At 69.0% G+C, this 23,643-nt stretch carries 20 protein-coding genes; 16 read left to right on the forward strand and 4 right to left on the reverse strand.

Going from position 1 to position 23,643, the window contains the following annotated elements; genetic code table 11:
• Positions 1–12: 12 nt before the first annotated feature.
• Positions 13–1,875 (forward strand): AAA family ATPase, encoded by a 1,863-nt coding sequence (locus tag LC452_RS17945; protein ID WP_223627815.1) that lies wholly within the window; start codon positions 13–15, stop codon positions 1,873–1,875.
• Entirely contained in the window at positions 1,875–2,366 is a 492-nt protein-coding gene (def, locus tag LC452_RS17950) for a peptide deformylase (RefSeq protein ID WP_223627817.1), read from the forward strand. Before LC452_RS17945 ends, def begins: the two co-directional genes overlap by 1 nt.
• Positions 2,367–2,441: 75 nt before the next feature.
• On the opposite strand, the gene LC452_RS17955 is transcribed toward def, so the two are convergent.
• Positions 2,442–4,274, reverse strand: coding sequence for a long-chain fatty acid--CoA ligase (locus LC452_RS17955; RefSeq protein ID WP_223627819.1), 1,833 nt, complete (start codon positions 4,272–4,274; stop codon positions 2,442–2,444).
• A 152-nt stretch (positions 4,275–4,426) separates the two neighbouring features.
• On the opposite strand from LC452_RS17955, the gene LC452_RS17960 reads away from it, so the two are divergent.
• Both LC452_RS17960 and LC452_RS17965 read left to right on the forward strand, forming a co-directional pair.
• Positions 4,427–5,125: a 1-acyl-sn-glycerol-3-phosphate acyltransferase gene (locus LC452_RS17960; RefSeq protein WP_223627821.1), complete on the forward strand. Its 699-nt coding sequence runs from the start codon at positions 4,427–4,429 to the stop codon at positions 5,123–5,125.
• 37 nt (positions 5,126–5,162) lie between these two features.
• A complete protein-coding gene (locus LC452_RS17965; protein ID WP_223627823.1) occupies positions 5,163–6,503 on the forward strand; it encodes a class II 3-deoxy-7-phosphoheptulonate synthase in 1,341 nt (446 codons plus the stop codon).
• Between the two features lie 89 nt (positions 6,504–6,592).
• Here LC452_RS17965 and pknB read toward each other — a convergent pair whose 3' ends face one another.
• Positions 6,593–8,524 (reverse strand): Stk1 family PASTA domain-containing Ser/Thr kinase, encoded by a 1,932-nt coding sequence (gene pknB, locus LC452_RS17970; RefSeq protein WP_223627825.1) that lies wholly within the window; start codon positions 8,522–8,524, stop codon positions 6,593–6,595.
• Positions 8,525–8,602: 78 nt separating this feature from the next.
• Positions 8,603–9,763, reverse strand: a complete 1,161-nt coding sequence (locus LC452_RS17975; RefSeq protein ID WP_223627827.1) for a LysM peptidoglycan-binding domain-containing protein — start codon at positions 9,761–9,763, stop codon at positions 8,603–8,605.
• A 119-nt stretch (positions 9,764–9,882) separates the two neighbouring features.
• Between LC452_RS17975 and LC452_RS17980 the strand changes: the two genes are divergently transcribed.
• Entirely contained in the window at positions 9,883–10,242 is a 360-nt protein-coding gene (locus LC452_RS17980) for an Rv2175c family DNA-binding protein (RefSeq protein ID WP_374197786.1), read from the forward strand.
• A gap of 13 nt (positions 10,243–10,255) precedes the next feature.
• Here LC452_RS17980 and LC452_RS17985 read toward each other — a convergent pair whose 3' ends face one another.
• Entirely contained in the window at positions 10,256–11,344 is a 1,089-nt protein-coding gene (locus LC452_RS17985) for a polyprenyl synthetase family protein (RefSeq protein ID WP_223627828.1), read from the reverse strand.
• Between the two features lie 97 nt (positions 11,345–11,441).
• Here LC452_RS17985 and LC452_RS17990 point away from each other — a divergent pair, with 97 nt between their 5' ends.
• From LC452_RS17990 to murC, 11 genes are all read left to right on the forward strand, one after another.
• Positions 11,442–11,816, forward strand: coding sequence for a DUF3040 domain-containing protein (locus tag LC452_RS17990; RefSeq protein ID WP_223627831.1), 375 nt, complete (start codon positions 11,442–11,444; stop codon positions 11,814–11,816).
• Between the two features lie 234 nt (positions 11,817–12,050).
• On the forward strand, positions 12,051–12,482 hold the full coding sequence (gene mraZ, locus LC452_RS17995) for a division/cell wall cluster transcriptional repressor MraZ (protein WP_056418591.1): 432 nt from the start codon (positions 12,051–12,053) through the stop codon (positions 12,480–12,482).
• A gap of 102 nt (positions 12,483–12,584) precedes the next feature.
• Positions 12,585–13,523: a 16S rRNA (cytosine(1402)-N(4))-methyltransferase RsmH gene (rsmH, locus tag LC452_RS18000; protein WP_223627833.1), complete on the forward strand. Its 939-nt coding sequence runs from the start codon at positions 12,585–12,587 to the stop codon at positions 13,521–13,523.
• Positions 13,520–14,086, forward strand: a complete 567-nt coding sequence (locus tag LC452_RS18005) for a hypothetical protein (protein ID WP_223627835.1) — start codon at positions 13,520–13,522, stop codon at positions 14,084–14,086. Before rsmH ends, LC452_RS18005 begins: the two co-directional genes overlap by 4 nt.
• A gap of 33 nt (positions 14,087–14,119) precedes the next feature.
• Positions 14,120–15,886: a penicillin-binding protein 2 gene (locus LC452_RS18010; RefSeq protein WP_223627837.1), complete on the forward strand. Its 1,767-nt coding sequence runs from the start codon at positions 14,120–14,122 to the stop codon at positions 15,884–15,886.
• A 27-nt stretch (positions 15,887–15,913) separates the two neighbouring features.
• Positions 15,914–17,326, forward strand: coding sequence for a UDP-N-acetylmuramoyl-tripeptide--D-alanyl-D-alanine ligase (gene murF, locus LC452_RS18015; RefSeq protein WP_223627839.1), 1,413 nt, complete (start codon positions 15,914–15,916; stop codon positions 17,324–17,326).
• Positions 17,323–18,429, forward strand: coding sequence for a phospho-N-acetylmuramoyl-pentapeptide-transferase (gene mraY / locus LC452_RS18020; RefSeq protein WP_223627841.1), 1,107 nt, complete (start codon positions 17,323–17,325; stop codon positions 18,427–18,429). The genes murF and mraY overlap by 4 nt, the downstream gene beginning before the upstream one ends.
• Positions 18,419–19,954, forward strand: a complete 1,536-nt coding sequence (gene murD, locus LC452_RS18025; protein WP_223627843.1) for a UDP-N-acetylmuramoyl-L-alanine--D-glutamate ligase — start codon at positions 18,419–18,421, stop codon at positions 19,952–19,954. Before mraY ends, murD begins: the two co-directional genes overlap by 11 nt.
• Positions 19,923–21,128, forward strand: coding sequence for a putative lipid II flippase FtsW (ftsW, locus tag LC452_RS18030; protein WP_223627845.1), 1,206 nt, complete (start codon positions 19,923–19,925; stop codon positions 21,126–21,128). The genes murD and ftsW overlap by 32 nt, the downstream gene beginning before the upstream one ends.
• On the forward strand, positions 21,125–22,201 hold the full coding sequence (locus tag LC452_RS18035; RefSeq protein WP_223627847.1) for a glycosyltransferase: 1,077 nt from the start codon (positions 21,125–21,127) through the stop codon (positions 22,199–22,201). The genes ftsW and LC452_RS18035 overlap by 4 nt, the downstream gene beginning before the upstream one ends.
• Positions 22,202–22,241: 40 nt before the next feature.
• Positions 22,242–23,642, forward strand: coding sequence for a UDP-N-acetylmuramate--L-alanine ligase (gene murC, locus LC452_RS18040; protein WP_223627849.1), 1,401 nt, complete (start codon positions 22,242–22,244; stop codon positions 23,640–23,642).
• The last annotated feature ends 1 nt before the right edge of the window (position 23,643 follow it).

Consider the following 23,643-nt stretch of genomic DNA (forward strand, 5'->3'; position numbering starts at 1 on the left):
TGGAGTGACATCGTGACCCCGAAGAACAGCACAGACCCCGAAGAGAACCCGCTGGGAGTGCTCGATGACGCCGCGTCCGTGGACACGGCCGTCATCGGGATCCTCGGCGGGACGGCCCAGGTGAGCGTCACGTTGCCGAAGGACGATGACGACGATCTCGACGACGAAGCCGTCGTCGACGGAGAGGTCGTCGGAGACCTCGTCATCGACGAGCTGCCGGTGGTGACCGACCGGAAGGCGGTCTCGGCGCCGGTCCCTCAGCCTGTGCTGAAGGCTCCGGTCTCGTCGAAGGACAAGCCGGGCAGGCCCGACTCGTCGACCGGCAAGGAGCCCGGCATCGTGATCGGTCCCATCGTGATCGATGAGCCCGCGCCGATCGCGCCCGCCGCGGCGGAGGTCCCGCCCGAGGAGATCGTCCACGTGGCGGAGCTGGAGCCCGAGCCTGCCGACGAGGCCCCGGAACCCGAGTCGATCGCCGAGGCTGAGGCTGAAGCTGAAGCTGAGGCTGAGGCTGAGCCGGCCCGGGAACCCGAGCCGGCCCAGGAACCCGAGCCCGCCCAGGAACCCGAACCGGAACCCGAGGCCGAGCCCGCGGCCGAGGTCGCGCCCGAGCCGACTCAGGAACGCGAGCCCGAACCCGAACTCGCGCCGATCGCCGCGAAGACCGAACCCGCCGCCGTGCCCGATCCGGACGTCTCCGAGACGCACGCGGAGGAAGCCGCCGTCGCTGCGCGGTTCCTGGCCAGGGCGACCGCCGATCCCGCCGAGGCCCCCGTCGTGACAGCTGCTGTGCGCCCGCCCGCCGTGAAGGAGACCGAAGCCGTGTCCACTCCCGACGAGAAATCCGTCGTCCCGCAGCCCACCAGGGCGTCCTCCCGCACGGACGTGACGCTGACCTCCAAGCGTCTGGATGATTTCGGCGACTCCTCGCGCGAGTCCGCGGATCTGCTCACCGCCGACAGGCTGCTCGATCCCCACCGCGTCACGAAGCCGGAACCCGAGGGGGCCTGGAGCCACTTCCTCTACACCGTGTCCGGACGCCGCATCAACATCGGCGACGGCCGGCGTGCGCGCGAGCGCAAGGCGCTGACCGCCCGGATCGCCGCTCCACTCACTGGGGGAGCGCGGTTCGTCCCGGTGCTGTCCCGCAAGGGCGGCGTCGGCAAGACGACGATCACCGCCCTCCTCGGAATGGCCCTGGCCGATGCGCGCGAGGACCGCGTGATCGCCGTCGACGCCAACCCCGATCGCGGCACCCTCGCCGAGCGCATCGTGCGACCGCAACACAACAAGTCCGTCCGCGATCTGGTGCGGATCCACGACGACGTGCGCGGATATCACGACATCTCGGCCATCGTGGCGCGTGATGCCACCCGCCTCGACGTGCTCGCCTCCGACGCCGATCCCCGGATCGCCGAGGCGTTCAGCGACAGCGACTACCGCGACGTCGCCGGTGTCGCCGCGCACTACTACTCGCTCGTGCTGACCGACACGGGGACGGGCATCGTGCACTCCGTGATGTCGGCGACGCTCGATCTCGCGGACCAGATCGTCATCGTGTCGGGGCTGAGCGTCGACGAGGCGCGTCTGGCGTCGGAGACGCTCACCTGGCTCGAGACCAACGGATACGCCGAGCAGGCGCGCGAGGCGATCGTCGTGCTGAACCAGTCGACCCCTGGAGCGCCGCTCGTGCGCCTGAACGAGCTGCAGACGCACTTCGCCACGCGGGCCAAGAGTGTGATCCGGATGCCGTACGACCCGCAGATCGCCGGCGGCGGCACCATCGTGTTCGCGAACCTGCTGCCCGAGACGCGGATCGCCGCGCGTCAGCTCGCCGCGCTGCTGGTCGAGGGCCTGCGGGCGAAGGCCGCCTGATGACGGTGCGCGAGATCCGCATCTTCGGCGACCCCGTGCTCCGTACGGTGTGCGCTCCGATCGAGGAGATCGACGACGGCGTGCGCGCGCTGGTGGCCGACCTCGTCGAGACCGTGGAGCTTCCCGGTCGCGCCGGTGTCGCCGCCCCGCAGATCGGCGTGGCGCTGCGCGCCTTCAGCTACAACATCGACGGCGACATCGGGTACGTGCTCAACCCGGTGCTCACCGAGGTCAGGGGCGAGCCCGTGCCGACCGGCGAGGGGTGCCTGTCCGTCCCCGGTCTGTGGCACGATGCTCAGCGGCACCCGTGGGCGCGTGTGGAGGGGATCGATCTCGACGGGAACGCCGTGGTGCTCGAGGGCGAGGGCCTTCTCGCCCAGGCGCTCCAGCATGAGACGGACCACCTCGACGGGAAGCTGTTCCTCTCGCGCCTCGATCCTGAGACGCGCAAGCAGGCGATGCGCGAGGTGCGCGAGAGCGACTGGTTCTGACACTCGAGGCTTCATCCCGCACGCACAGCACACAGGAAAGGCCCCGCACCGGCGGGGCCTTTCCTGTGTGACGGGTCAGCCGCCGATCGCGACGTTCGTCGTCGATACGGGCTCGTCGTAGATCGCGGAGACCTCGTCGGCGAAGTCGTTCATGATGACGTTGCGCTTGATGGAGAGCTTCGGCGTGAGGTGGCCGGACGCCTCTGTCCACTCCGACTCGAGGATCGTGAACTTCCGGATCGACTCGGCGCGCGACACTCGCGAGTTCGCGCCGTCGACCGCCCGCTGCACCTCGGCGCGCACGGCCTCGTTGCGCGAAGCGTCCTGCAACGACATCTTCGCGTCGAGACCGTTGTTCGCCAGCCACGTCGGGAGCATCTCGGGGTCGAGCGTGACCAGCGCGGAGATGAACGGGCGCTGATCGCCGACGACGACGACCTGGCCGATGATCGGGTTCGCACGGATCGGGTCCTCGAGCGCGGCGGGGGCGACGTTCTTGCCTCCCGCTGTGACGATGATCTCCTTCTTGCGGCCGGTGATCGTGAGGAAGCCCTCGGAGTCGAAGCTGCCGATGTCGCCGGTGCGGAACCAGCCCCCGTCGCTGAACGCCTCGGCCGTGGCCTCGGGGTTGTTCCAGTACTCCTTGAACACGTTGACGCCGCGGACCTCGATCTCGCCGTCCTCGCCGAGGCGCACGCCGACGCCGGGAAGTGCGGGGCCGACGGTGCCGATCTTGGACTTGTCCGCCAGGTTCACCGTGGCCGGTGCCGTCGTCTCGGTGAGGCCGTAGCCCTCGAGGATCACGACGCCGAGGCTGTGGAAGAAGTGGCCGAGACGGGGGCCCAGGGGAGCGGAGCCCGACACCGCGTAGACGACGTTGCCGCCCATCGCCTCACGGAGCTTGCCGTAGACGAGCTTGTTGAAGAGCGCGAACTTGAGCTTCATCCCGAACGGGATCTTCTTGCCCTCTTCGAGCAGCTTGGAGTGCTCGATGGCCACATCCGCCGCGGCCCGGAAGATCTTGCCCTTGCCGCCGGCCTCGGCCTTCTGCTCGGCGGAGTTGTAGACCTTCTCGAACACGCGGGGGACCGCGAGGAGGAAGGTCGGCTTGAACGAGCCGAGCGCGGGCAGCAGCTGACGCGTGTCGGGCTGGTGACCGGTGCGGACGCCGGCGTGGATGTCGAGGATCGAGATGAACCGCGCGAACACGTGGGCCGTCGTGATGAACAGCAGCGTCGACGCTCCAGGGGTCTCGACGACCTCGTTCAGCGCCTTCGCGGAGTTGCGGGTGAGCTCGACGAAGTTGCTGTGCGTGAGCACGCAGCCCTTGGGGCGTCCGGTGGAGCCCGAGGTGTAGATGAGCGTCGCGATGTCGGAGCCGATGGCGAGGTTGCGTCGACGCTCGATCTCGTCGTCGGTGATCGAGGCGCCCCCTGCGGTCAGCGTGTCGATCGCGCCGAGGTGCAGCTGCCAGATCTCGCGGATGAGGGGGACCTCGCTGCGGATCTCGTCGACGCGGGCGAAGTGCTCGGGCGACTCGACGACGAGGGCGATCGCGCCGGAGTCCTCGAGGATCCACTGGATCTGCGAGGGGGAGCTGGTCTCGTAGATCGGCACCATCACGGCGCCGGCGTAGAACAGCGCGAAGTCGACGAGCGTCCATTCGTACGTCGTGCGGGCGAGGAATCCGACCTTCTCGCCGGGCTGGATGCCGGCAGCGGCGAAGCCCTTCGCGAGGGCGATCACGGCCGTCTGGAAGTCGGCGGCGGAGATGTCGCGCCAGCCGTCGCCCTCCGGGACCGAGAACAGTGCACGGTCGGGGGTGGCCTTGACGCGCTGGAACAAGAGGTCCGAGACGTTTGCCTCGGGGTCGGCGGGGACGATCGCGGGGACTTCGAACTGGACCACGGCAGCTCCTTCGGTACCGGTCGGGCAGGTGTGTGGTCTTGAGTCTAGGGCATGACACTCAATCGCAACTTTGCTGGGACTGAGTCGCGATCCGCAGGCGAGAACGAACAAGACCCGAGCGGATGCCGGGCGCGGCGCTAGACTTCACCTCGATGTTCTACTGGCTGATGAAGTACGTCGTGATCGGCCCCGTGGTCAAGGCGATCTTCCGCCCCTGGATCGCGGGACGGAGGAACGTGCCCGCGAACGGTGCGGCGATCCTTGCCAGCAACCACCTCTCGTTCGCGGATTCCGTCTTCCTTCCGCTCGTCATCGACCGACGGATGTCGTTCCTCGCCAAGAGCGACTACTTCACCGGCCGCGGCATCAAGGGCTTCGTGACCAAGTTCTTCATGAGTGCGACGGGCCAGATCCCGATCGATCGATCCGGCGGCAAGGCCTCGGAGGCCTCGCTGAACACCGGACTCCAGGTGCTCGGCGCGGGAGACCTGCTCGGCATCTACCCGGAGGGCACCCGCAGTCCCGACGGCAAGCTCTACCGCGGGCGCACCGGCATCGCCCGGATGGCGCTCGAGGCCAAGGTCCCGGTCGTCCCGGTGGTCATGGTCGACACCGATACCGCCATGCCGATCGGGCAGCGCCTGCCCCGCATCATGCGCGTCGGGATCGTCATCGGCGAGCCGCTCGACTTCTCCCGCTACGCCGGGATGGAGAACGACCGATACATCCTGCGGTCCGTCACCGACGAGATCATGGTGGCCCTGCATCGCCTCGGCCAGCAGGAGTACGAGGACGTCTACGCGTCGACCGTGAAGGACCGCCTCCCGTCCCGCGTCACACGGGGCTCGTAGAGCGTCTGGGGTGCACGCCGACCACTAGGCTTGAGGCATGCTCCCGCACCACATCGACGCCCTTGATGCCTGGCGCTCGCTTCCCATCAAGCAGCAGCCGCAGTGGCCCGACGCGGACCGCGTCGCCGACGTCTCCCGTCAGATCGCCACGCTTCCGCCGCTGGTCTTCGCGGGCGAGGTCGACAACCTCCGCGATCGCCTCGCTCGCGCGGCATCCGGCCAGGCATTCCTCCTCCAGGGCGGCGACTGCGCCGAGACGTTCGCCGGCGCGACCGCCGAGCAGATCCGCAACCGCATCAAGACGGTGCTGCAGATGGCCGTCGTGCTCACCTACGGCGCTTCGATGCCCGTCGTCAAGATGGGGCGCATGGCCGGCCAGTTCGCCAAGCCGCGCTCGAGCGACAACGAGACCCGCGGCGATGTGACGCTGCCGGCCTACCGCGGCGACATCGTCAACGGCTACGACTTCACCGAGGGCTCCCGGCAGGCCGACCCCGGCCGTCTCCTGCAGGGGTACCACACGGCGGTCTCCACCTTGAACCTCATCCGCGCCTTCACGCAGGGTGGATTCGCCGATCTCCGCGAGGTGCACTCCTGGAACAAGGGGTTCGCGCAGAACCCGGCCAACCAGCGCTACGAGCGCATGGCCTCCGAGATCGACCGTGCCATCAAGTTCATGGAGGCGGCGGGCGCCGACTTCGACGAGCTCAAGCGCGTCGAGTTCTTCACCGGCCACGAGGGCCTGCTGATGGACTACGAGCGCCCGATGACGCGCATCGACTCCCGCACGGACACGCCGTACAACACCTCGGCGCACTTCCTGTGGATCGGTGAGCGCACCCGCGATCTCGACGGCGCGCACGTCGACTACTTCTCGAAGATCCGCAACCCCATCGGCGTCAAGCTCGGACCGACGACCACGCCGGAGACCGCGCTCGCCCTGATCGACAAGCTCGACCCGGAGCGCGAGCCCGGACGCCTGACGTTCATCACCCGCATGGGCGCCGGCAAGATCCGCGACGCGCTGCCGCCGCTGCTCGAGGCTGTCCGCGACTCCGGTGCGCAGCCGCTGTGGGTCACCGATCCCATGCACGGCAACGGCATCACCACGCCGACCGGCTACAAGACGCGTCGCTTCGACGACGTCGTCGACGAGGTCCGTGGCTTCTTCGAAGCGCACCGCGCGGTGGGCACCTTCCCCGGCGGCATCCACGTCGAGCTCACCGGCGACGACGTCACCGAGTGCCTCGGCGGCTCGGAGCACATCGACGAGGCTGCTCTGGCCACGCGCTACGAGAGCCTGTGCGACCCTCGCCTGAACCACATGCAGTCGCTCGAACTCGCCTTCCTCGTGGCCGAGGAGCTCGAGAAGCGCTGAGCCGTCCCACAGAGCAGAACCCGCCCTCACGTCGATCGCGAGGGCGGGTTCTCTGCATCGGGGCTTCGACAGCGGAGCGCGCGAGGGGGTCAGCCGGCGGCGAAGACGCGCACTTCCGAGCCCCGCACGCGAGACTCTCCGGCCTCGGGGTCGGTGCGCGTCGCGGTGAAGATGTCCCAGACGAGCTCGGGCGCGGCCGTGACGGGCTTGAATCCGGCATCCTGCAGCTTCTTCACCGCGTCGCGGATCGAGATGCCCGACACGTCGGGGATCTCGATCGGCTCCGGCCCGATCGACACGATCAGCTTCACATCGTCGCCGGGGCGCCAGTTGCCCTCTGTGGCGCGATCGGCGAAGCCGATGACGCGTCCCTCGGCGATCGAGTCGCTGTACTGCTCGACGCGCTCTCCGACGACGTTCAGGCCCTTGTCGGTCAGGGCCTGAGTGGCTTGCTGCACAGAGGTGTCGGCGACATCCGGCAGGGGGCCCAGCGATACGTACAGGTCGATCGTGTCGGCCTCGAAGAGTTCGCAGCCGTCACCGCACGCGATCGGGTCGCCACCCGCTCGCGGAGTCAGGAACGCGTTGATGACGACGCCCGCGGCAGCGTCCGAGAACAGTTCCAGGGTCTCGTCGGCGACCGTGACGTTCAGAGTCTCCAGGTAGGCGCGAGCATCGTCCTCGGTCTTGCCGTTGAGTGCCTCCACCGTGTGCGGCTCGGGACCGAGCGAGATCAGCACGGTCACCTCCACGCCCTTCTCGAGCCGGTCGCCGGCCTGAGGGTCGGTGCGGATCGCCAGGTCCTTCTCGACGTCGACCGAGTACTCCTCGCCGCGCACGGGAGTGAGTCCCTCGGCGGTGAGCGCTTCAGCGGCCTGATCGTATGTCGACCCGGCGACGTCGGGCACGGCGATGAGAGAGCCGGGGCCCGAGCCGAACCACCAGCCGACCCCGCCGGCGAGCACCGCGAGCAGCAGCACGAGCGTGAGCAGGAAGGCTCCTCGCGCTCGGCGCCGTGACGCGCGCCGTCGCAGGATCGTGGCGTTGTCGATCGCCGGGGCGACCGGCGCCGTCGGGTCGGCGATCACCATGGTGCTCGGCATCACCTTGGTCAGATCGCCCGAGTCGCCCTGGCTGCGCTGCGACATGGTCGCGGCGGCGACGGCGGGGGCGATGCCGAGCTCTCGCTCGATCTCACGCAGACGGTCGAGCATCTGCTGCGCATCGTCGGGGCGTTCGTCGGGGGATTTCTCGGTCGCCCACAGCACGAGCTCGTCGAGCGGCTCGGGAACCGAGGGGTTGCGCACGCTGGGCCGGGGGACCGACTCTGTGGCGTGCTGGAAGGCGATCTGCATCGGCTGCTCGCCCTTGTACGGCTGCTCGCCCACCAGCATCTCGTAGAGCATGATGCCGAGCGCGTAGATGTCGCTGCGTGCGTCGGCGGTGCCACGGGTCACGAGTTCCGGAGCGAGGTAGGCGATCGTGCCGAGCAGCTGCTGTCCGGTCGCAGTGTTGGCCGTCGTCGCCCGGGCGAGACCGAAGTCGCCGATCTTGATGCGGCCGTCCTCGGCGAGCAGCACGTTCTCGGGCTTCACGTCGCGGTGCACGATGCCGGCGCGGTGCGCGGCGGACAGGCCGGCGAGGATCGCGTCCATGATCGTGATCGTCTGGGGGATCGTGAGCCTCTTCTGCTCGCGGAGCAGCTCGCGCAGGGTGATGCCGGGGAGGTACTCCATGACGAGGTAGGCGAGTTCGCCGTCCTGGCCCTGGTCGAACACGTTGACGACGTGCGGATCCGCGAGGCGGGCGGCTGCGCGTGCTTCCTGGATGAAGCGGCTCTGGAAGGCGGAGTCGTCGCTGAGGTGCGCGTGCATCACCTTGAGCGCGATGCGCCGCTCGAGTCGGAGGTCGGTCGCGACGTAGACCGTGGCCATCCCGCCGCGGGCGATCCGTGCCCGTACGCGATAGCGGCCGTCGACAAGCCGCCCGATGAGGGGGTCGGCCTGATGATTGGTCGTCACGTCAGAATTCTATGGAGAACTGCCTGAAAGACAGGGGAACGGCTCACCCCTGAGGGCTGTGGGTTTTCCGTGTGCGGCTCAGCCGTAGAGCGCGAGCCAGCTGTACGCCTGCGCTTCCCACTGGCCGTACTTGTCGGGATAGGCGGAGATCTGCACGGCCTGCGCGGCATCCGTGAAGGCCATGCTCTCCCAGCCGGGGATGTCGAGCAGGCCTCGCGTCATCTGGCCGTTCGGGTCGCTCGGGCCGCCGTAGAAGACCCGCGTGCTGCGGTCGGCGTCCATGATCTGGGCAGGGGCTCCCCAGCCCGTGCTCGGACGCTGCTGGAAGATGCCCAGCGAGTCGCGGTCGCCCCAGTCGAGGTTGCGCAGTCCCGATTCGACCATGCCCGTCGCGAGGGCGATCGCGACGGCGCGGTCGGAGACGCCGAGCTCTCGCCCGACGCGGATGATGAGCGCGGCGTTCGCGGCCTGCTCCGCGGTGAGCGCGGTGGCCGTGGCCGCCGGCGCGGCAGCGGGGGCCGGTGCCGGTGCGCCCTGCACGGAGATGGTCTGCCCGGGATAGATGACCGACGACGAGTCGAGGCCGTTGAGTGCGAACAGCGCCTGCGTGGTCGTGCCGTACTTCCGGGCGATCCCGAAGATCGTGTCTCCGGCGACGACCGTGTGAGCGGTGACGGCCACCGGGGCCACCACGGTCACGGGGGCGGCGACGGGGGCGGGTGCGGGTGCGGCGGCGGAGCCCGACACCGCGAGGGTCTGACCGGGGTAGATGATCGACGCGCGGGTCAGTCCGTTCACGGTCAGCACCGCGTCGACCGTCGTGCCGTACTTCTGCGCGATCCCGTACACGGTGTCGCCGGCGACGACCGTGTGCACCGTCGCGGTCGGCGCGACCGCCACGGGCGCAGCCACCACAGCGGCCGGAGCCAGGGTCAGGGTCTGCCCGGGGTAGATCACCGAGCGCCAGGAGAGTCCGTTCCAGGTGAGCACGTCGACCGTGCGGAGGCCGAAGTTCGCCGCGATCGCCGAGACGGTGTCTCCGGGCTGCACCACGTATGCGGCGGGCGCGACCTGGGAGGGCACCAGCCGGACGGCAGAGCGCTGGCGCTCGACGATGCTCGATGCCGACGCCGCTTCGGCAGGGACGGCGACCATTGTTCCGGCGAGTGCGCCGATCACGGCGGCGGGCATGCCGAGTTGGAGATATCGCGTACGACGCGTGGCGGTGTTCTGTCTCAAGGGTCCCCCTTTTCGAGCACCTCACGTTGACACGGAAGTAAACAGAAGTCAACAGAAGTGACTGAAGTGAAGGATGTGACTGGAGTGTCGACATGCGGCATCCGATCGGAGATGAGATAGTGGGCAACGTGTCTGAGAACGTTGTGGAGAACCCTGCTGTCGATTGGCTGACGATGCCCGACCTGGTCGAGGTGCTGGATGTGCCGCTCGGTCGCGTCCGTCGCCTGATCGACGAGCACTACCTCGTCGGTTCGCGCCGCAACGGCGCCTTCGCGGTTCCCGCGATCTTCATCGTCGACGGGCATCCGCTCAGTTCTCTGCGCGGGACGATCATCGTGCTGCAGGATGCCGGGTTCACCGACGACGAACTCATCGACTGGCTGCTGGAAGAGGAGGAGAGCCTCGGCCGTTCGCCGATCGCCGCCCTTCTCGACGGTCACAAGAGCGCGGTGCGCCGCCTGGCCCGCACGCTGGCCTGACCGGCGTCCGGCCTCAGGCCGAGCGCACCGTCGCTGCGCGAGCGAGATCCCGCAGCTCGCCGACCGACGCATTGTCGAGCCGCGCGCCCGAGAGCGCTCGATCCGCTTCGCGCGCGTACTCGGCGATCATGGCCTCCACCCGCTCCAGGGCGCCGGAGTCGGCGATGGTCGCCTGCAGGAACGAGACCTGCTGCGCGGTGAGCTCGGGGTCGCCGAGCATCTCGTCGAGGAGGTTCCTCGCCGAGGTGTCGAGGCCCTCCCTGGTGAGCGCGACGAGAACCGTCCGCTTTCCCTCCCGCAGGTCGTCACCGGCGGGCTTGCCGGTGACGGACGAGTCTCCGAAGACGCCGAGGATGTCGTCGCGCAGCTGAAATGCCATCCCGATCGGGTGTCCGAAGCGCCGGAGCGCCGCCATCTGATCGTCGTCGGCGCCGGCGAGTGCACCGCCGAGCGCGAGGGGCTGCTCGATGCTGTAGCGGGCGGACTTGAGCGACACCACGCGCAGCGCGCGCTCGGCGTGCAGACTCCGGTCGTTGACGCTCCAGGCGGATTCCTCGGCGATGTCGAGGAACTGCCCCGTCGTGACGTCGCGGCGCATCCGGGCGTACTCCCGCCGCACCGCACGTGCGTGCGGGTGTCCTTCCAGAGCCGACTCCAGCAGGTCGTCGCTCCAGGCCACGAGCAGGTCGCCGAGCAGCACGGCGGAGGCTCGGCCGAAGGACTCGGCATCGCCGGACCATCCGTGCTCCCGGTGCGACGCCTCGAGCGCGCGGTGCGCCGCCGGCCGGCCACGACGGGTGTCGGAGTTGTCGATGATGTCGTCGTGGACGAGCGCCGCCGACTGGAAGATCTCCAACGCGGCGCACGTGTCCCACAGCGCATCGGCCTCGGCGGCGTGACGGTCGCCGAACCGCGCCACGGCGCGCCAGCCGGCGTGGCAGAAGCGGGCCCGGAGGCGCTTCCCGCCGTCCAGCGTTCGTGCCGCGGCATCGAGGAACGTTGCGGCCTCGTCGCCGTAATCGGCGGACTCGGCACGCATCAGGGCGAGGAAGCGGTCCAGACGGGCGGCGACGGCGTCGGGCACAGGGGAGGGGGACGACACGACTCCCAGCATACGTAAAGCAAAGGGGGGCCGATCAGCTAGCCCCGGACGCCTCGTCGCGCGTAGAATGAGAAGCCGCATACCCGAGGGGGACGAAATGCCACTCTCCGAACAGGAGCAACGTCTGCTCGATGAGATGGAACGCCATCTCCTCCATAACGACGCCGACGTCGTGAGCGCGCCGTCGGGCGATCGAGCACTCAGCTATCGCAACCTCGTCTATGGCGCCCTCCTCCTCCTCGCCGGTGTCGGCGGCCTCGTGGCCGGTGTCATCGTCGGCGACGTGTGGGGCATCGTGATCGGCGTCGTCGGCTTCGCCGCGATGCTCGCGGGTGTCATGGTCGCCGTGACGCCGGTGCGGCGGACGACGCCCGCAGCACCCCGTGAGCGCTCAGCCTCGAAGCAGCCGAGTTCCGCCTCCTTCATGGACCGCATGAACGACCGCTGGGACCGCCGCCAAGACGGGCGCTGACCCCGCCACCACTCTCTCGAAAGCCCGGATGCTGAGCATCCGGGCTTTTCTGCATTCACGCCCCGAACCCTCCACTTTCCCTCCACCCTCCTCCACCGCGGAATTCCGCGGCTCATCGGCGCGCCCAGATGGTGGCGGGGAGGAGAGGACGCGATTCATCGTAGGTTTGTGGAGGAAAGTGGAGTAAAGTGGGGCGCACCTCGAGTTGGCCGGACGCAGAGGGGGTGATGGCCGATGTTGCTGGGAACGCATTCTCCGAAGCTGGACGACAAAGGACGGGTCATCCTTCCCGCGAAGTTCCGCGAAGACCTCGGCGGCGGCATCGTCGTCACGCGTGGCCAGGAACGCTGCCTCTACGTGTTCAGCACGGCCGAGTTCGAGACCATGCACGAGCGGATCCGTCAGGCGCCGCTCGCCAACAAGCAGGCGCGTGACTTCATGCGTCTGTTCCTCTCCGGTGCGAGTGCGGAGATGCCCGACAGTCAGAACCGCATCACCATCCCCGCCCACCTGCGTCAGTACGCGGGCCTGCAGAAAGAGCTCATCGTCACCGGAGTCGGCGCCCACGCCGAGATCTGGGATGCCGAGAGCTGGAACGCCTACCTCGCCGCCGGTGAGGAGACCTACTCCGATCTCGAGCAGGAGGTGATTCCGGGACTCTTCTGACCACGGCTGTGATGCCCCGCCGCTCCCGCCCCGACACACTTCCCCGGTGCCGGGTCGCGAAGCGGAGGGGGATCAGAGCCGAAGGTCACCCCGAGAAAGATCATGAACCTCCGCGATATCCACACCCCCGTCCTGCTCGACCGCTGCGTCGAGCTGCTCGCTCCCGCCCTCCAGGCCGACGGAGCCGTCCTCGTCGACGCCACCCTCGGCATGGGCGGCCACTCCGAGGCGCTCCTCGAGCGCTTCCCCCGCATCCGGCTCGTCGGACTCGACCGGGACACGGACGCTCTCCGCATCGCCGGGGAGCGTCTCGCTCGTTTCGCAGATCGCATCACCCTCGTCCACACCGTCTACGACGAGATCGGCCTGCATGCGCAGGGCGCAGCCGGCATCCTCTTCGACCTCGGTGTCTCCTCGCTGCAACTCGACGAGGCCGAGCGCGGATTCGCGTACTCGAAGGACGCTCCGCTCGACATGCGGATGGATCAGACCAACGGCGTCACCGCCGCCGACGTGATCGCCACCTACAGCGAAGGCAACCTGCGTCGCATCTTCGAGCGCTACGGCGAGGAGAAGCTCGCAGGAAGGTACGCGCGCTTCATCATCGAGGCACGGCAGAAGAAGCCGATCACCCGCTCCGGTGAGCTCGTCGACATCCTCCAGGCCGCGACCCCGGCGGCGGCCCAGCGCGCCGGTCACCCGGCGAAGCGGGTCTTCCAGGCGCTGCGCATCGAGGTCAACACCGAACTGAACGTGCTCGCCGATGCGATCCCGTCGGCCATGGATGCCCTGAGCGTCGGCGGCCGCATCGTCGTGATGTCGTACCAGTCGCTGGAGGACCGCCTCGTCAAGCAGGCGTTCGCCGCAGCATCCGCCTCCACCGCTCCGGCCGGACTGCCGGTCGAGCTCCCCGAGCACGCTCCGCGCTTCCGCATCATCACCAAGGGCGCCGAGCTCGCCGACGACGACGAGCGGGCACGCAACCCGCGTGCGATCCCGGTGCGCCTGCGCGCCACCGAGAAACTGCGGGAGAGCGCATGAGCCTGAACGCCACCGTCCGCACGACGGTCCAGCCGGTCGCACCGGCACCCGCACGCACGCCGCAGCGCCGTCTGCAGCCCGTCACCCGCACGACGGCGCGCCGCAAGCCCAAGCTCGCCTACGCCCTCATCGCGCTCGGGGGAGCCCTCGCGATCGGCGCCGCTCAGATCGGACTGTCCCTCGCGATCACGCAGGACTCGTTCGCGCTGGCGGACCTCGCCTCGCAGCAGCGCGAACTCGACCTGCGCACGCACGCGCTCCAGGAGGAACTGACCGGACTGAGCTCCCCGCAGGTGCTCGCGACCGGGGCGGCGGGCCTCGGCATGGTCGTGGCCGGCTCTCCCTCCTACCTCCGCCTGAGCGACGGGGCCGTGTTCGGCACCGGTGCCGGCGCGGACTGGACGTCGACCGTCGATCCGGCGGGCGCCGGCGCGGTCGGCAACGCGCTGATCACCGCGCCGCCGCCCGAGACCCCGGTGGCCGAGGACGGCACCACCGTCCCGACCACGCAGGACCTCCCTCCCGCCATCACCGACGGGCTTCCGAGCCCGACCACCCACTGACCTTCCGACTGCACCGATCGACGGAGAGATCGCATGACGACAAGAGCCACCCGCGGCCCCCGGCGACGCACCGTCGTCGCCCTCGCCGTCATCCTCACGGTGCTGGCGACCTTCGTGGTGCGACTCGTCGACATCCAGGTGGTGAGCGCCGACGAGCACGTCTCCGACTCGCTCCAGCACCTCGGCGCCGGTGACAAGATCTCCGGACAGCGCGGCTCGATCGTCGACTCCGGCGGCACGGTGCTCGCCTCGAGCGTGATGGTCTACGACGCGCAGCTCAGCCCCAAGGTGATCATGCTCCTCGAGGACAACGATCCCGAGCTGCCATGGGCCGAAGCGTCCGAGAAGATCGCCGCGGTCACAGGGCAGACCGGTGACGAGGTGCGCACCATCGTGGCCGACGCCCTGGCCGCGGACGCCGAGAGCCAGTACGCGCCGCTGAAGAAGTCGCTCACCACCGAGCAGTACATCGAGCTCCGGGACCTGAAGCTCTCGTACCTGCACTTCGAGGCCAGGGAGACGCGTGTCTACCCGAACGGCGCCGTCGCGGGCAACGTCCTCGGGTTCCTCGACAACTCGGGGTCGGCGCAGGCCGGCATCGAGCAGATGGAGGAGAGCTGCCTCGCCCCGGTCGACGGCGAGGAGTCCTACCGCATCGGCAAGGACGGCGTCGTGATCCCCGGCAGTGAGCGCATCGTCGATGCCGTGAACGGCGGCACCGTTCAGCTCACGATCAACAGCGACCTCAACTGGTACCTGCAGCAGATGATCGCCGAAGAGGCGCAGAAGCAGGGCGCGAAGGGCGGCACGGTCACGGTCGTCGAGGTGAAGACCGGGAAGATCCGCGCGGCCGCCGAGTGGCCGGCGATGGACCCCAACGACCTCGACTCGTCGACGCCCGAGACGCGGTACAGCCAGATCTTCCACAAGGACTTCGAGCCCGGATCCACGTTCAAGGCCATCACCGCAGCCGCTGCGATCGAAGGCGCGGGCCTGACGCCGCTCAGCACCGTCACCGCGTCGTCGCGAGAGACGTTCCCCAACGGCGCGGTCATCAACGACTCGTTCAACCACCCGGCGTACAACTACACGCTCGCGGGCGGCCTCATCGACTCGTCCAACGTGGCCCTGTCGAAGTTCGGCACGATGGTCAGCCCCGACGTCCGCTACGACTACCTGCAGAAGTTCGGCGTCGGCGAGAAGACGCTCGGCTTCCCGTCCGAGGTCGGTGGCATCCTGCACCCCGTCAGCGACTGGGACAACCAGTCGCTCTACACGACCACGTTCGGCCAGTACTTCACGGTGACCGCGCCGCAGCTCGCCGGCGCCTACCAGGCGATCGCGAACGGCGGCGAGAAGATCGACCTGTCCCTGATCGAGTCGTGCACCGGATCCGACGGCACCGTCGTCACTCCCGATGCCCCCGCGCATCAGCAGGTCGTGGCCGAGAAGACGGCCGCGGAGCTCACGCAGATGCTCGAGAACGTCGCCGTCCAGGGCGGCAACGCCGATCGGATCCAGGTGCCGGGCTACCGGGTGACCAGCAAGACCGGTACGGCGCAGGTCTCCGACGGCAACGGCGGCTACAAGGCCGGGGTGTACTACACCAGCATGGTGGGCTTCGCACCGGTGGACGACCCCCAGTACGTGGTCGTGGTCACCCTCGACGAGCCGACTAAGGTTGTATCGTCCGCGGCCACCGCATCCGCCTTCCAGAAGGCGATGACGCAGGTGATGAAGACCTATCGCGTGATGCCGTCCACCATCCCCATGGACGCGCTCCTTCCCAAATTCGGATAGTCGGCGAGAGCCGCGCACGGAGATGACATGATCGCCCTGACGCTCGCTGAGATCACCGCCGCAGTCGGCGGTGATCTGCGCGTCGCCGGAGAACACACGGCGGCGACGGTCGTCGACGGCGTCGTCGACACGGACTCGCGGAACATGGTGCCCGGGTCGATCTTCGTGGCGAAGCCCGGCGCCGAGACCGACGGACACCGGTTCGTCGGCGCAGCCGTCGAGGCCGGAGCCGCGCTGGCGATCGTCGAGCATGTCGTGGATGTCGCCGTGTCGCAGATCATCGTCCCCGACGCGGTCGCGGCTCTGGGCGCCCTCGCCAAGGACGTGGTGGCCCGCGTGCGCGCCGGCGGCGACCTCCGCATCGTCGGCATCACCGGATCGAACGGCAAGACCACCACGAAGAACTTCCTCGCACGCATCCTCGAGGACGAGGGCGAGACCGTCGCTCCCGTCAACTCCTTCAACAACGAGGTCGGCGCGCCGGTCACCATGCTGCGTCTCACGCACAGCACGCGGTTCCTGGTGAGCGAGTTCGGCGCGGCCGCTCCGGGCAGCATCGCGCACCTCGCGGGACTCGTCGAGCCCGATGTCGCGGTCGTGCTGATGGTCGGCTTGGCGCACGCCGGCGGCTTCGGCGGCATCGAGGAGACGGCCAAGGCGAAGGCCGAGCTGGTCGCCGCGGCGAAGACCTCGGGCACAGCGGTGCTGAACATCGACGACGCCCGTGTCGCCGCGATGCAGCAGCTGGCGCGAGACCGCGGTCTGCGCGTGGTCGGCTTCGGGCAGAGCAGCGCCGCCGACGTGCAGGCCCACGACATCGTCGTCACGGCATCCGGCACCACCTGCGAGATCGAGGCGGGCGGAGAGCGGATCCCGCTGCACCTGCGCGTGCTCGGCGCGCACCACATCACGAACGCCCTCGCGGCGATCGCGGCGGCCGGCGTGCTCGGCGTGCCGCTCGCGGATGCCGTCGCCCGTCTGGAGACGGTCGAGATCGCTGAGCGCTGGCGCATGCAGCCTCTGGGAAACGATCGCGTGCGCATCATCAACGATGCCTACAACGCCAGCCCCGACTCGATGGCCGCGGCGCTGCGCACGCTCGCCCAGATCACCGCCCCCGAGGAGCGCACGGTCGCCGTCCTCGGCGCGATGAGCGAACTCGGCGAGGCCGCAGGGGAGGAGCATGACCGGATCGGACTTCTCGCCGTGCGCCTGAACATCCAGCGGATCGTCGTCGTCGGCCCCGAGGCCAGGAGGCTCTATCTCTCCGCGGTCGGCGAGGGCTCCTGGGACAGCGAGGCCGTGCACCTGCCCGACCAGGACGCCGCCTTCGAGTACCTCCGCACGGAGCTCCGCGACGGAGATCGCGTGCTCGTGAAGTCATCTAATTCCGTGGGCCTCCGGCATCTCGGCGATCGTCTGGGAGAATTGTTCTCGTGAGGTCTCTCATCATGGCGGCGGCGATCTCGCTCGCCTTCACCCTGTTCCTGACTCCCGTGTTCCTCCGGCTCTTCCGGAAGTGGGGGTGGGGGCAGGTCATCCGCACCCCGGAAGCCGTCGAGAACCCCAGCCACGAGGCGAAGCGCGGCACCCCGACGATGGGCGGCGTCATCTTCATCGCCGGCTCGATCATCGGGTACTTCACCGGGGTCTTCGTCAGCGGCGAGGTGCCGGCGCTGTCGGCGCTCCTCGTGATCTGGCTGATGGTCGGATTCGGCGCGGTCGGCTTCATCGACGACTACATGAAGGTGCGCAGCCAGCGCAGTCTCGGCCTGTCCGGCTGGCGCAAGGTCATCGGCCAGCTGCTCGTCATCGTCCCCTTCGGCATCGTGGCGCTCAACTTCCCGAACAAATTCGGGCAGACGCCCGCGAGCGGGGCGATCTCACTGTTCCGCGACTTCACCTGGCTGGATCTGTTCGCGTTCGGGGTGATCCTCGGCTGGATCCTGTACCTCGCGTGGATCGCCGTCATCGGCGTCGCGACGTCGAACAGCGTCAACCTGACCGATGGACTCGACGGGCTCGCCGCGGGCGCCGGCGTCATCGTGGTGGGCGCGTACAGCGTGATCGCGTTCTGGCAGTTCAAGCAGCCCTGCATCGGCGGCGACCCGGGCTCCCTGGGCGGATGCTACGAGGTGCGCGACCCGTTCAACCTGGCCGTCATCGCCGCGTCGTTCGCCGCGGGACTGATCGGCTTCCTCTGGTGGAACGCCCCGAAGGCGAAGGTCTTCATGGGCGACGTCGGATCGATGGCGATCGGCGGTGTGATCACCGCCATGGCGATCCTCACCCGCACCGAACTGCTGCTCCTCGTGATCGCCGGCGTCTTCGTCCTGTCGTCCGGCTCGGTGATCCTGCAGCGGACCTATTTCAAGATCACGCGCGGCAAGCGACTGTTCCTCATGAGCCCCTTCCACCATCACCTGGAGATGCGCGGCTGGTCGGAGATCACGATCGTGGTGCGCATGTGGATCATCGCCGGCCTCCTCGCGGTGTCGGCCATCGGCCTGTTCTACGTCGAGTGGCTCACGCGTGTCGGCTGATCGCCTGAGCACACTCACCAGCTGGCACGCCGATTGGCGCGGGCTCCGCGTGGCGGTGCTCGGCCTCTCGATGACGGGCTTCTCGGTGGCGGACACGCTCGCCGAGCTCGGCTCCGACGTCCTGGTGCTCAGCGAGTCCGCCGAAGAGGAGTACGAGCGGCTGCTGCCGGTGATCGGCGCACGGCTCGAGCTGGGTTCCCTCGCCGAAGTGCCGGCGTCGCTCGTCGAGTTCCGACCCGACGTCGTGATCGCCTCCCCGGGCTTCTCGCCGTCGCATCCGCTGATCCGTTGGGCGCAGGAGTCGGACGTCGCGATCTGGGGCGATGTCGAACTGGCCTGGCGTCTGCGCGACAAGGTGCTCCGGGCGGACGGCACCCCTGCCGACTGGGTGCTCATCACCGGCACGAACGGCAAGACGACCACGACGCAGCTCACCGCATCGCTGCTCGTCGAGGGCGGCCTCCGCGCCGCGCCGTGCGGCAACATCGGTGTGCCGGTCCTCGACGCCGTGCGCGACCCCGCGGGATTCGATGTGCTCGTCGTCGAGCTCTCCAGCCACCAGCTCTGGTACCTCGGTCAGTCGAGGCCCGAGGGGCAGCTGTATCCGTACGCCTCGGTGTGTCTCAACCTCGCCGACGACCACCTGGTCTGGCACGGGAGCGCGGCGGCGTACCGCGACGCGAAGGCCGTCGTCTACCGGAACACCCGGGTCGCCTGCGTCTACAACAAGGCGGATGCCGCCACTCGGCTCATGGTCGAGGAGGCGGAGGTCGTCGAGGGCGCCCGTGCCATCGGATTCGACCTCGGCATCCCGGGCCCCAGCGACGTCGGCATCGTCGAGGGGCTGATCGTGGATCGCGCGTTCCTCGACGATCGAGCCCGCAGCGCGCTCGAGCTGACGACGATCGCCGATCTCGACAGCGCCGGGCTCGCCGCTCCGCACATCGTGCAGAACATCCTCGCCGCGAGCGCGCTCGCGCGCTCGCTCGGCACGGAGCCCGCCGCGATCCACGCCGCGCTGCAGCGCTTCGAGCTCGACGCGCACCGCATCCAGGTCATCGCGCGGCATGCGGGCGTGATCTGGGTCGACGATTCCAAGGCGACCAACCCTCACGCGGCGGCATCCTCGCTGCGCGCATACCCGGGCGCCGTGTGGATCGTGGGTGGAGATCTGAAGGGTGTCGACATCGCAGAACTGGTCGCCGACGTCGGATCCACGGCTCGCGCCGCCGTCGTGATCGGGGTGGAACGGGGTGACGTCGTCGCGGCATTCCGACGACACGCGCCCGTGGTCCCGGTGTTCGAGGTGGATGCTGGCGAGACTGGACAGGTCATGAACCGTGTCGTGGAGATCGCGGCGGGGGTCGTCGGCGACGAGGGCACAGTTCTGCTGGCCCCGGCGGCGGCATCCTTCGACCAGTTCTCCAGCTACGCGGATCGCGGACACCGCTTCGCCGAGGCGGTGCGGGACTGGATCGACCGGGGGAGCGCCGATGACGCAGGTATCCCGCCCTCCGGGGTCTGAGTCCGGCGGACTCGCGGCGCGGGTCTCGCTCGGCCGCCGATTCACACCGGTGTCGACCGAGTTCCTGCTCATCGCGTCGACTGCTCTGCTGCTCACGCTCTTCGGTCTCGTCATGGTGCTGTCCGCCACGAGTGCGACCGCCGTCGCCGATGGTGCGAGCCCGATGGACGGCGCGCTGCGTCAAGGCGTGTTCGCCCTGCTCGGCATCCCACTGATGTTCCTCATCAGTCGCCTTCCGATCGCGTTCCTGAAGAAGATGGCCTGGCCGGCGCTCTTCGGTGCCGTGGCGCTCCAGATGCTCGTGTTCACTCCTCTCGGCATCGCCGACGGCGGAAACCGCAACTGGATCAAGATCGCCGGGTTCACCCTGCAGCCGTCCGAGTTCCTCAAGCTCGCACTCGCCCTGTGGATCGCGGCCGTGCTGCTGCGCAAGCGAACGATGCTCGGCACCTGGCATCACGTCTTCATCCCCGTCATCCCGGTCGGCGCGCTGGCGATCGGCACCGTCCTCGCGGGCAAGGACCTCGGTACCGCGATGGTGCTGGTCCTCATCCTCCTGGGATGCCTGTTCTTCTCCGGGGTGAAGCTCCGGCTGTTCATCATCCCGGTCATCCTCGGCGTCGTCGCGGTGCTCGCGTACGCGCTCTCGAGCGAGGACCGGATGCGCCGCATCACGGCGACCTGCGACGACATGTCCCTGTACTACACCGACTGCTACCAGTCGATCCACGGGATCTGGGGCATGGCGTCCGGCGGCATCTTCGGGCTCGGTCTCGGCAACTCGCAGGAGAAGTACGGGTGGCTTCCCGCGGCCGGCAACGACTTCATCTTCGCGATCGTCGGCGAGGAGCTCGGTCTGATCGGCTGCATCGTGGTGCTCGCGCTGTTCACGTTCTTCACCGTCGGGGCGTTCCACATCATCCGCAAGACGTCCGACCCGTTCATCCGTGTGGCCGCCGGCGGCATCACCGTGTGGATCGTCGGTCAGGCCGTGCTGAACATCGGTGTCGTCATCGGCGTCTTCCCGGTCATGGGCGTCCCGCTGCCGTTCATGTCCCAGGGCGGCACGGCCCTGCTCGCGGTGCTGATCGCCTGCGGCGTGCTGCTCGCGTTCGCGCGCACGCTCCCGGTGGAGGAGAAGCCCTCAGGCGCAGCCGGTAGGGTCACGAGGTGACTTCGTACCTCCTCGCCGGCGGTGGCACCGCCGGCCATGTGAACCCCCTGCTCGCCGTCGCGGATGCGCTGCGCGAGCGCGACCCCGACGCCTCCGTCCTCGTCCTCGGAACCGCGGAGGGACTGGAGTCCCGACTCGTCCCGGAGCGCGGCTACGAGCTGCTCATCGTCGACAAGGTCCCTTTCCCGCGGCGACCGAATCGCCAGGCCGCGGCGTTCCCTGCGCGCTTCCGGCGTGCGATCGCCCAGGTGCGGGCGCACATCCGCACCCATGGCGTCGACATCGTCGTCGGATTCGGCGGTTACGCCTCGGCGCCCGCCTACGTCGCCGCCCGCCGCGAGCGTGTGCCCTTCGTCGTGCACGAGGCCAACGCCAAGCCGGGGCTCGCCAATGTGCTCGGGGCGCGTGCCGCCGCCGGCGTCGGGGTTGCTTTCGCCGGCACGCCGTTGCGCGGGAGCGAGGTCGTCGGGATGCCGCTGCGGCGCGAGGTCATCGCGCTCGACCGCCAGGCGACGCGCGACGAGGCGGCTGCGCATTTCGGGCTCGACGCGGAGCGTCCCGTCCTGCTGGTCTTCGGCGGGTCGCTCGGCGCTCAGCGGCTGAATGAGGCGATGGCCGACTCCTGGGGCGACATCCTCGCCGCCGGATGGCAGCTGCTCCACGTGACGGGCGAGCGCAGCGACATGGTCGACCCCGAGGTTCCGGGCTACGCGCTGCGGCGCTATGTCGACCGCATGGACCTGGCCTTCGCCCTGGCGGATCTGATCGTGTCGCGCTCCGGCTCTGCGACCGTGAGCGAAGTCAGCGCCCTCGGCATCCCCGCCCTGTACGTGCCGTATTCCGTCGGCAACGGCGAGCAGCGGCTGAACGCCGCCTCCGCCGTCGACGCCGGAGCCGCGCAGCTGCTCGACGATGCGACCTTCGACGGGGATGCCGTGCGGCGTCTCGTCGTACCCCTGCTGGGCGATCGTGCGCGGATCGAGCGGATGGCCGTCGCCGCCGAGAACGTCGGCACCCGCAGCGGCACCGACAACGTGATCGCCCTGGTGGACCGTGCTCTCGGCGCCGCGTGACGCGGTCGAGACGCCCCAGGAAAAGTAGACTGAGACCGACATGATCAGACCCGACCTCTCCCTCCCGATCCCCGAGACGATCACCTCCGCGCACTTCATCGGCATCGGCGGTTCCGGCATGAGCGGCCTCGCGAGGATGTTCCTCGACGCCGGCATCCGCGTCTCCGGCACAGATCGCGCCGACAGCGACAACCTCCGCGCCCTCGCGGCTGCAGGGGCGACGGTGCACGTCGGCCACGACGCGGCGTACCTCGGCGATGCCGACACCGTCGTGCACACCGGAGCGATCTGGCCCGAGAACCCCGAGTTCGTCACGGCGAAGGAGCGCGGGCTGCACGTCATCCACCGCTCGCAGGCGCTGCACTGGCTCATCGGTTCCCGTCGGCTCGTCTCGGTCGCCGGCGCGCACGGCAAGACCACGTCCACCGGCATGATCGTCACCGCGCTCCGTGAGCTCGGTGCCGACCCCCACTTCGTGAACGGCGGCGTGATCGAGCAGCTCGGCACGTCGAGCGCCACCGGCAGCGGCGACCTGTTCGTCATCGAGGCCGACGAGTCGGACGGCACCTTCCTGCTGTACGACACCGCGGTCGCGCTGATCACGAACGTCGACCCGGATCATCTCGACCACTACGGCTCGGACGAGGCCTTCCACGATGCGTTCGTGCGCTTCGCGGATGCCGCGTCCGAGGCGGTCGTGATCTCGAGCGACGACCCCGGAGCGCTGCGCGTCAGCGCCGGGCTCTCGCACGACAACGTCATCACCTTCGGCCAGGCCGAGGATGCGGATCTCCGCGTCACGGACATCGTGGCGGCGGGTCCCGTCGCCGCGACCCTGACCCACGCGGGGGAGAGCGTGCGCATGCAGCTCGCCGTCCCCGGCGTGCACAACGCGATCAACGCCGCCGGAGCCGTCGCGGTGCTGCGGTCTCTCGGCCACCCGTTGACCGATGCCGTGCGTGCCGTCGAGGGCTTCGCGGGCACGGTGCGCCGCCTCGAGCAGCACGGCGTGGAACGCGGGGTCACCGTGTACGACGACTACTCGCACCACCCGACCGAGGTCCGCGCCGCGCTCGAGGCCATGAGGAGCATCTCGGGACCGGGCCGGATCATCGCGATCCAGCAGCCGCACACGTACTCGCGCACGCAGCACATGTTCCAGGAGTTCGCCGACGTGCTCGAGGAGTTCGCCGACCACACGGTGATGCTCGACGTCTACGGCGCCCGCGAGGATCCGGTACCCGGCGTGACCGGAGAACTGGTCAGCGACGCGTTCCGCGACCAGGGACACGTCCACTACGTCGCGGACTGGCAGCAGGCCGCCGACTACACCGCCACCGTCGCGCGTGACGGGGACTTCGTCATCACCCTCGGGTGCGGCAACGTCTACCAGATCATCCCGCAGGTGCTGGAGTCGCTGCGCCGGACCGACGAGGCTTAGC

Origin of the sequence: Microbacterium sp. EST19A (assembly GCF_019969685.1) — a bacterium.
Lineage (GTDB): Bacteria > Actinomycetota > Actinomycetes > Actinomycetales > Microbacteriaceae > Microbacterium.